The 9,547-nt window shown below is 40.5% G+C and carries 10 protein-coding genes and 1 pseudogene; 10 read left to right on the forward strand and 1 reads right to left on the reverse strand.

Annotation, left to right across the window (positions count from 1 at the left end):
• From Q0191_RS02705 to purB, 8 genes and pseudogenes are all read left to right on the forward strand, one after another.
• Positions 1 to 113: pseudogene (locus tag Q0191_RS02705) on the forward strand (5-(carboxyamino)imidazole ribonucleotide mutase); the annotation flags it as partial.
• A complete protein-coding gene (gene purK, locus Q0191_RS02710; protein ID WP_297663608.1) occupies positions 100 to 1,179 on the forward strand; it encodes a 5-(carboxyamino)imidazole ribonucleotide synthase in 1,080 nt (359 codons plus the stop codon). The pseudogene Q0191_RS02705 and the gene purK, both read left to right, overlap by 14 nt.
• Positions 1,180 to 1,298: 119 nt before the next feature.
• The gene (locus Q0191_RS02715; protein ID WP_297663610.1) at positions 1,299 to 1,967 is read left to right on the forward strand and encodes a hypothetical protein; all 669 of its coding nucleotides are present in this window, start codon (positions 1,299 to 1,301) and stop codon (positions 1,965 to 1,967) included.
• 15 nt (positions 1,968 to 1,982) lie between these two features.
• The gene (locus Q0191_RS02720) at positions 1,983 to 2,210 is read left to right on the forward strand and encodes a phosphoribosylaminoimidazole carboxylase (RefSeq protein ID WP_297663612.1); all 228 of its coding nucleotides are present in this window, start codon (positions 1,983 to 1,985) and stop codon (positions 2,208 to 2,210) included.
• A 3-nt stretch (positions 2,211 to 2,213) separates the two neighbouring features.
• Positions 2,214 to 2,906 carry an aspartate/glutamate racemase family protein gene (locus tag Q0191_RS02725; protein ID WP_297663614.1) on the forward strand — a complete coding sequence of 231 codons (693 nt, stop codon included), beginning with the start codon at positions 2,214 to 2,216 and terminating at the stop codon, positions 2,904 to 2,906.
• 95 nt (positions 2,907 to 3,001) lie between these two features.
• Complete coding sequence (locus tag Q0191_RS02730) at positions 3,002 to 3,235, forward strand: phosphoribosylaminoimidazole carboxylase (RefSeq protein WP_297663616.1); 234 nt, start codon at positions 3,002 to 3,004, stop codon at positions 3,233 to 3,235.
• Positions 3,236 to 3,239: 4 nt separating this feature from the next.
• Positions 3,240 to 5,063 carry a serine/threonine-protein kinase gene (locus Q0191_RS02735; RefSeq protein WP_297663618.1) on the forward strand — a complete coding sequence of 608 codons (1,824 nt, stop codon included), beginning with the start codon at positions 3,240 to 3,242 and terminating at the stop codon, positions 5,061 to 5,063.
• Positions 5,060 to 6,355 (forward strand): adenylosuccinate lyase, encoded by a 1,296-nt coding sequence (gene purB / locus Q0191_RS02740; RefSeq protein ID WP_297663620.1) that lies wholly within the window; start codon positions 5,060 to 5,062, stop codon positions 6,353 to 6,355. The genes Q0191_RS02735 and purB overlap by 4 nt, the downstream gene beginning before the upstream one ends.
• A 424-nt stretch (positions 6,356 to 6,779) precedes the next feature.
• Here the strand turns inward: purB and Q0191_RS02745 are convergent, their stop codons facing one another.
• Positions 6,780 to 7,496 (reverse strand): GntR family transcriptional regulator, encoded by a 717-nt coding sequence (locus Q0191_RS02745; protein ID WP_149556453.1) that lies wholly within the window; start codon positions 7,494 to 7,496, stop codon positions 6,780 to 6,782.
• A gap of 140 nt (positions 7,497 to 7,636) precedes the next feature.
• Between Q0191_RS02745 and Q0191_RS02750 the strand changes: the two genes are divergently transcribed.
• On the forward strand, positions 7,637 to 9,424 hold the full coding sequence (locus Q0191_RS02750) for a beta-galactosidase family protein (RefSeq protein WP_297663625.1): 1,788 nt from the start codon (positions 7,637 to 7,639) through the stop codon (positions 9,422 to 9,424).
• The coding region (locus tag Q0191_RS02755) for a PTS sugar transporter subunit IIB (RefSeq protein WP_297663627.1) at positions 9,421 to 9,547 on the forward strand (127 nt) is incomplete at its 3' end. The genes Q0191_RS02750 and Q0191_RS02755, both read left to right, overlap by 4 nt.

Consider the following 9,547-nt stretch of genomic DNA (forward strand, 5'->3'; position numbering starts at 1 on the left):
TCTTTGCCCTCCGTCTCCTGTCAGTAGAGGATCAGGCTATCGCGACAGCTTTGGCGGATTTTGCTGAAGAACAAGGAAAAATCGCTGAGGAGTCAAGCAATGAGCTCATCTAAAACAATCGGAATTATCGGTGGTGGTCAGCTGGGGCAGATGATGGCCATTTCGGCTATCTACATGGGGCACAAGGTTATCGCGCTGGATCCTGTGGCGGATTGCCCAGCCTCTCGCGTGGCGGAAATCATCGTGGCGCCTTATAACGATGTGGATGCTCTGCGTCAATTGGCGGAGCGATGCGATGTCCTCACCTATGAGTTTGAAAATGTCGATGCTGACGGTTTGGATGCTGTCATCAAGGATGGTCAACTCCCTCAAGGGACAGACCTGCTCCGCATTTCTCAAAATCGCATCTTTGAAAAGGACTTTCTCTCAAACAAGGCTCAAGTCACCGTGGCACCATACAAGGTTATGACTTCTAGCCAAGACTTGGCAGATATGGACCTGTCAAAAAACTATGTTCTCAAGACTGCGACTGGTGGCTATGATGGGCATGGGCAAAAGGTCATTCGCTCAGAAGCAGACTTGGAAGAAGCCTATGCATTAGCAGATTCAGCCGACTGCGTTTTGGAAGAATTTGTCAACTTTGACCTTGAGATTTCTGTCATTGTATCTGGTAATGGTAAGGAGGTGACAGTCTTCCCAGTTCAGGAAAATATTCACCGTAACAATATCCTGTCTAAGACCATTGTGCCAGCCCGCATTTCAGAAAGTCTGGCTGACAAGGCTAAAGCAATGGCTGTGCGAATCGCAGAACAACTGAACCTGTCTGGAACCCTTTGTGTGGAAATGTTTGCGACAGCCAATGACATCATTGTCAACGAGATTGCCCCACGGCCACACAACTCTGGACACTACTCGATTGAAGCCTGCGACTTCTCCCAGTTTGACACCCATATCCTGGGCGTTCTCGGAGCACCATTACCAGCTATCAAACTGCATGCGCCTGCTGTTATGCTCAATGTTCTCGGCCAGCATATCGAGGCCGCTGAACAATATGTCACAGAAAATCCAAGCGCCCACCTCCACCTGTATGGTAAAATAGAAGCGAAGCACAACCGCAAGATGGGACACGTGACTTTGTTTAGTGATGTGCCAGATAAGGTGGTTGAGTTTGGGGAGTAAGACAGGACCCCAGTTATAAGGTCCGTCGTCTTACCCCTGCAAGGTTGACTAGGCTTGTCGTAGCTGATAAAGTCAGCAAGAGAAGTCAGTCAACTACTGTTAGAAGGGAATGATTTTTAGTGGATAAGTTTTTTACAAATGAACACGGTTATTTTAATTGGCAATCTGTATTAGCGATTGTAGGGATTCTTGGCTTTTTTTGGGGGATTTATATCTATGTTGATAAACGAAAATCGAAGGTACAAGAACGAAAAATACAAAGTCAAGTACAAAAACAAGAAAAATTAACGGAACCTTATAACGAGTTAATTAGGGTAATATCTTTATTTCCAAATAGATCTCCATTTGATGTCATGAATCTATTACCGTATGACTGTAAATTTAAATTTGAATTAGAAAACTTTGATACTGTGAATAGAATTTTGGAAATTCAGATTAAGGAAAATTATCAAAAGCGATTAGAGCGAAAAGGTCTTACTTATCAAGATGAAGAAGATATCAAAACAGAAATTCGGAATAGAGAATACTGTATCAAGGAAATAGAAAAAATCAAAAATCAGTATTTTTTAGCTAAGAAAGAATATGAACGACTTAGAAGTACCGATAAGATTATTGAATTGTATGCCAGTCAAGATGTAAAAAATTGCTTAGTCAAGTTTGATGGTACTTGGCACAGAGCTTTTATTACAGGTAGACCTTTAGAATATAACGATGGTAGAAACAATAGATTGGATGATATTCGTTGGGAACTTGAGCAAGTCATAAGGGCTGACCTAGGTATTATTTAAAAGGGAGACATTGATATGATTCAAATTATTGTCAACGCTTTTGTGGAGGAAGGAAAAGAAATCGCTGTTGTGGAAGTGCTCTTTGCCAGTACCGACCATGAAAAAGTAAAAGTCAAATATCAGGAATTAAAGATTGAATATCCAGACAATTATCTGGCTATCTATGATTTGCCATTGGATACAGTTCTAAGTAGCTTGCCGCACTATCCGTCGGTGGCGATAAGCAAGGAGGAGTTTGATTAGTCTATGAAAACTATCGGTCTGATTGGTGGTATGAGTTGGGAAAGTACCACATCTTACTACAAAATCATCAACGAAACCATCAAAAAAGAGCTGGGTGGCTTGCATTCAGCTAAGATTCTACTTTATAGTGTTGATTTTGCAGAGATTGAGCATTATCAGGCAGTTGGAGACTGGGAGAAAAGCGGTCAACTTTTGACAGATATTGCTCAGCGCTTGGAGCAAGCAGGTGCGGATTTCATCGTTATTTGTACCAACACCATGCACAAGGTTGCTCCTCAGATACAAGAAAAGATTACGATTCCAATCTTGCATATTGCGCAGGCAACTGCGCAGGCCTTGTTGGCTGACGGTATTCAAAAAGTTGGCCTCCTAGGAACCAAGTACACCATGACTCAAGATTTTTACAAGGAAAAATTAATAGAGTCTGGGTTAGAAGTGCTGATTCCAGACCAAGCTGGTATTACAGAAGTCAATCGGATTATTTATGACGAGCTCTGTCTAGGTGATATCAACGGAAGCTCAAAGCAGACTTATCTTACCGTTATAGATGATTTGAAAAAAGCAGGCGCTGAAGCTGTTATCTTGGGGTGTACCGAGATTGGTCTCCTCGTCAAGCAATCCGATACTGACCTGCCTCTCTATGACACAACAGTGATTCATGCAGAGAAAGCAGCGGAGTGGGCGGTAAATAAATGATTATAGAAGACAAGCACAACCGTAAGGCAGTGTTTAGTGATGCGCTAAATAGTGTGGTTGAATTAGGGGAAGGGATTGATTTTTAGGAGAAGGCTATGATTCAAATCATCGTTAACGCATTTGTTGAAAAGGGTAAGACTGGAGCAGTCGTCGAAGTCTTGTATGCTAGTAGTGATCATGAAAAAGTGAGAGCTAAGTATGAAGAGTTGGTTGCTCAATATTCTGAAAACTATTTAGCTATCTATGATGTCCCGTTAGATACTGATTTGAATACACTAGATCACTGTCCATCTGTATGGATTGGGAAAGAAGAGTTTGAGGAGGAGTGAGGTTATGAATTTAACTGATGAAGCTATTGAAAATCTCAAAAAGAGATTTAGCATTGATGAAATTTTGGAATCTAATAATTTTAGTTTTATTCGAATTCTAGGTCAGGGTGGTCAGGGTGTAGTAGTTTTAGCAACTGATAATACTGGGATAGAAAAAGCTGTAAAAATTATGCAACTACCAACTTCCGGAGGTCGAGCAAATAAAGTTAAAATTGATAGATTAAAGCAAGATCTTGATTTTTGTTTAAACGACAATCATCCTAATATTATTCGTTATGATAATTATGGAGAATTTCCTAAAGACGAAGAAGTTAAAACAAAATTCTTTTATGCGGTCATGGATTATTATCCCCAAACTCTGAGAGATGTAATTAATCATCGTGAAGATTATTCTCCTTTACAAAGATTGGATTTATTAATTCAATTAATAAAAGCAGTGAATGCTGCACATGACAAGAGGATTATTCATAGAGATATTAAACCAGAAAATGTATTAATTAATGGATATCACCTTGTTTTAAGTGACTTTGGTATTGCACATTTTGAGGACGCTGGACTGACAGTCGCAGATGACCTTCTAGTTAATAGAAATTACCTTTCTCCTGAACAAAAAATAGAGGGTGATGCTCTCACTATTACTTTTGCCTCGGATATCTATTCTTTAGGTTTAATTATTAATGAGTGTTTTACTGGTGAAAATCCAGCAGGTTCTGACTATCGGCATATTGAACAATATTATCCATATTTATTTGAGTTGGACAATCTGGTTGATAGGATGATGAGCTATAGAGCTGATGAACGGCCAACGGCTGATAGTGTAAGAATTAAATTGAAGATTTATAACCATGATATAAGAAATCAACTTGATGAAATTAAAGACAGTCTTAGAACTGAGATGATAGATGAAGATTCTATTTTACAAACAGCAGCTGAAGATTTGATATTTAGTGATCATGCATTGAAAGATTTAAACGATGGTGCATTGCAAAAATTAAATCCGGATTACCATTGTTCGTTATCATATAGTGTAACTGAAGATTTATATTCAAATTTTATACAGCATCGTTTGCTGGCTGAATGTGAAAAGAAATTTACAGATGAAAGTCATAATTATTTAGATGGTGAATACTACGAACCACTTAATATTAATCATAAAGGGGAGCATGAGTATCTTTATGACCGTATGAAAGAAATTCTGATAAATATTGGTGGGAATAAAATTCTTTCAAGTAAGATTTTAAAATTATTTATTTCTTGTCAAGACTATCAATGTGAAGAAATTTTAAGAGAAGTTGATCAAATAATTACGGTTTCTGAAGACAACATAATTGATGTTCCAGTGCTTTGGTTAGTTAAATATTTAAGAAGCAATGCTTTTACTTTCGACTCTAACTTCAATGGTGATAAATTATTCGAGCATGTTAAACTAGTTGAATTTCGTGAGAATAAAGTGGGGACGCCACTAGAATTAGCACTGTTTGAAAATCAGTTAGATTCTTTCAAAAAAAGGGATGAGAAACTTTTAACGATTCTTAATACAGTTAAGAAACAGTATCATATAGAATTTGATCAGATTAGTCGAGAAAATTACTCTTTGAAGTTCGATAATGCATTTAATGCTGGTAGTTTTGACAAATTTAAAGAATACTGTATTTCAAAGACAGAACCAGGTTCAACATTTGAAGCAGATGTACATGATATGTTAAGTAATTTAAAGGAAAATATAAATGAAGGGGTTATTGAATTGATTGTCTCTAAGGATTGGGATGTAGAAGTTACATTAAGAAAGATTTTTATTAATTTAATTAGGGAAGGAGAGACAAAATGATCGAACGTTATTCACGCCCTGAGATGGCGAATATTTGGAGTGAAGAAAATAAATACCGTGCTTGGCTTGAGGTGGAAATCTTGGCTGACGAGGCATGGGCTGAGTTGGGAGAAATCCCTAAGGAAGATGTGGCTTTGATTCGCGAGAAGGCGGACTTTGACATCGACCGTATTTTGGAGATTGAGCAAGAGACTCGTCACGATGTGGTTGCCTTTACACGTGCGGTTTCTGAGACTCTTGGCGAAGAACGCAAGTGGGTGCACTATGGTTTGACTTCTACCGACGTGGTGGATACAGCCTACGGTTACCTCTACAAGCAAGCCAACGACATCATCCGTCGTGACCTTGAAAACTTCACCAACATCATCGCTGACAAGGCTAAGGAGCACAAGTTCACCATTATGATGGGTCGTACCCACGGTGTGCATGCGGAGCCTACAACCTTTGGTCTTAAATTGGCGACTTGGTACAGCGAAATGAAGCGCAATATCGAGCGTTTCGAGCATGCGGCTGCTGGTGTGGAAGCTGGTAAGATTTCTGGTGCGGTTGGGAACTTTGCCAACATCCCACCATTTGTAGAGCAATACGTCTGCGACAAGCTTGGTATCCGTGCTCAAGAAATCTCTACACAGGTGCTTCCTCGTGACCTTCATGCTGAGTACTTTGCAGTTCTTGCGAGCATCGCAACTTCCATCGAGCGCATGGCAACGGAAATCCGTGGTTTGCAGAAGTCTGAGCAACGCGAAGTAGAAGAATTCTTTGCTAAAGGGCAAAAAGGTTCATCAGCAATGCCTCACAAACGCAATCCTATCGGTTCTGAAAACATGACAGGTCTGGCGCGTGTCATTCGTGGCCACATGATTACAGCCTATGAAAACGTGGCTCTCTGGCACGAACGTGATATTTCCCACTCATCAGCTGAGCGCATCATCACACCAGACACGACCATCTTGATCGACTACATGCTCAACCGTTTTGGAAATATCGTTAAGAACTTGACAGTCTTTCCAGAAAATATGATCCGCAACATGAACTCTACTTTTGGTCTTATCTTTAGCCAACGTGCGATGTTGACTTTGATCGAGAAAGGTATGACCCGTGAGCAAGCCTATGACTTGGTACAGCCAAAGACTGCCCAGTCTTGGGACAATCAAGTGGACTTCAAACCGCTCCTCGAGGCGGATCCAGAAGTCACTTCCCGTCTGACTCAAGAAGAGATTGATGAAATCTTCAACCCTACTTACTACACGAAGCGCGTAGATGAAATCTTCAAGCGCGTAGGCTTAGATTAAACAAAAAAGATGAGGCTGGGACGAAAGTCCCAGCCTCTCAATTGTCTTTGGATTGTCGAACAAGACGCAGTGGTTGAGTGGGCTCTACTACGCTGATTTCATCAGCTTTTACAGCCCTACTCAACTGTGCGGAGGTGGGACGACGAAATCGAATTCTAACGAATTACCGATTTCTGTCCCACTCTCATTTTTATTATTCTCGAATGTATGATAAAAGTTTTGTTTTTGTTGGTTTTCAGTCCTAGACTACTAAGAAAATATACGAAATTAAAAGATTCTGTTCATTTTCTGTCATTTTTTGATTTTTATTAAACAAAAATCGTTCAAATGCCTTGCAAATTGGTATAGATAGGTTTATAATAAAGATAGGCTAGTTGGTCAGGAAATGAAAAACGACAGCTCGTGAGAACCATCGTTTTTCAGATTAATGATCGCGACTAGAAGAAATAAATTTGATTTTGAAGAAATCACCACGCTTGTAGGTTTCGCTGTACTCTAGGATTTGTCCAGTATTTTCCAGTTTTGTGATCTTGACTTGATGCACAGTTGGGAAGTTTGGATCAATTTCTAAGGTCTTGGCAATGTCTTTTGGCGTTGGAAAGACGATTTCGTTGGTTTCTTCGAAATACTCATCATTCATGTGGATGTGATAATCCGTCTTGAAGCGATTGTAGATCGAGCTGTAGTAGTCCAAATCTGGATAGTTTGGATTGATGTACTGCTCAGGAATGTAGGTTTGGTGATAAATATAAACTTTATCGCCGGTCCTTCTGATACGGTCAATCTTGTAGTAGAACTGGGACGGTGTTAGTTCTAGTTTGTCCAAGATTTTCAATTCATTTCCACGTTCGATGGACAGAACAGTCACCTTATCCTTTTGGATAGGGAAAGTTTCGATATCAGAGAATTCCACACGCTTGTGTTTTCTTGCGCGTGAAACAAACGTTCCCTTTCCTTGCTGACGGATGATGTAGCCATCATTCGCAAGTTCGTTCAAAGCGCGGACAACGGTGATGGAACTGACGTTGAACATCTTGATTAACTCAGCTTCTGTGTAGAATCTATCACCGTTTTCAAAGTTACCAGAAATGATTTGTTGTTTTAAATCATCTTTGATTTGTTGATATTTAGGAATAGCCATTGTGCTCACCTCTCTTTTTTTATCCCTCTCTATATTGATTTTAACATATTTTAAAAAAAAATGTTGACATTTATACAAAAGTTTATTATATTAATATTAATAAGAAATGAAAGCGTTTTAAATCTAGGAGGAATGGGGAGATGAAGAGATTTGAAATAGGCTCTTCTTTCTACTTGGATGGTCAGGAGTTTAAGATTTTATCAGGAGCGATTCACTATTTTCGGATTCAGCCGGAAGATTGGTATCACTCGCTCTATAATCTTAAAGCTCTGGGTTTCAATACAGTTGAGACCTATGTTCCTTGGAACATGCACGAGCCAAAGAAAGGCCAGTTTGACTTTCAAGGGATTTTAGATATTGAGAAGTTTCTTCAGATTGCTCAAGATTTAGGCTTATATGCTATCGTTCGCCCTTCGCCCTTTATCTGTGCGGAGTGGGAATTTGGCGGCATGCCAGCCTGGCTCTTGACTGAGGATATGAGAATACGTTCTTCTGATGATCCTTATCTTCAGGCTGTTGCAGACTACTATGATGAGTTACTTCCTCGCTTGGTTCCAAGGCTCTTGGACAAGGGTGGGAACATCCTTATGATGCAAGTGGAAAATGAATATGGCTCTTACGGGGAGGATAAAGACTACCTGAGGGCGATTCGGCAGATGATGTTGGACCGAGGCCTTGATTGCCCGCTCTTTACATCGGATGGCCCTTGGCGGGCCACGCTGAGAGCCGGTACGCTGATTGAGGAAGATTTATTTGTTACAGGAAATTTCGGCTCCAAGGCAGATTATAATTTTGCCCAGATGCAGGAATTCTTTGATGAGCATGGCAAAAAATGGCCGCTCATGTGTATGGAGTTTTGGGATGGTTGGTTCAATCGTTGGAAAGAACCAATTATCAAAAGGGATCCTGAGGAACTGGCTCAAGCTGTCCATGAGGTTCTGAAACAAGGCTCTATCAACCTCTATATGTTTCATGGTGGCACCAATTTTGGCTTCATGAATGGCTGCTCGGCCAGAGGTGTGACGGATTTACCACAGGTGACCTCGTATGATTATGATGCCCTGCTCGATGAACAGGGAAATCCAACTCCGAAATATTTTGCAGTACAAAAAATGATGGAGACCTACTATCCTGAGTACCCACAAATGAAACCGCTCATAAAAGAATCTTTTGAACTGAGAGACATTGCTCTGAGTGAGAAGGTGAGTTTGTTTGAGATATTAGCTGATTTGGCTCAGCCAGTGGAGAGTCTCTATCCTGTCAAAATGGAGGATTTGGGGCAGAGCTATGGCTACTTGCTTTACCGTACCGAAGCCAGCTGGGATGCGGATGAGGAAAAAATTCGGGTGATTGACGGGCGCGACCGGATGCAGCTCTTTGTGGACGGCAAGCTTATGGAAACCCAGTATCAAGCAGAGATTGGGCAAGATATCTTTGTTGCTGGAGAAAAGAAAGCCACCCACCAGATTGATATTCTGATTGAAAACATGGGGCGGGTCAATTACGGGCATAAGTTTTTGGCAGATACCCAGCGAAAAGGGATTCGGACGGGCGTTTGCAAGGATTTGCACTTCTTGCTAAATTGGCAACAGTACCCACTTTCTTTTGAAAACACAGAAAACATTGATTTTTCAAAAGGATGGCAGCCAAAGCAACCAGCTTTCTACGCTTTTGACTTCGAAATGAAAGCGCTTAAAGATACCTATTTAGACTTGTCCGGTTTTGGAAAGGGCCTTGCCTTTGTAAATGGCGTCAACATCGGCCGTTTCTGGAATGTTGGACCAACCTTATCGCTTTATATTCCGCATAGCCTTCTGAAAGAAGGAAATAACCGTATCATCATTTTTGAAACGGAAGGGGAATATGAAGAATCAATTAACTTAGTTAACCAACCTACATTTAAAACAATAAAGGGGGAAAATTTATGACAATCGTAGGTGCACGTATCGATGGACGTTTGATCCATGGACAGGTAGCCAATCTCTGGACTACCAAGCTCAACATTTCACGCATTATGGTGATTGACGATGAGGTGGCTGAAAATGCTATCG

The organism is uncultured Streptococcus sp. (assembly GCF_938036805.1).
In the GTDB taxonomy this organism is placed as follows: domain Bacteria; phylum Bacillota; class Bacilli; order Lactobacillales; family Streptococcaceae; genus Streptococcus.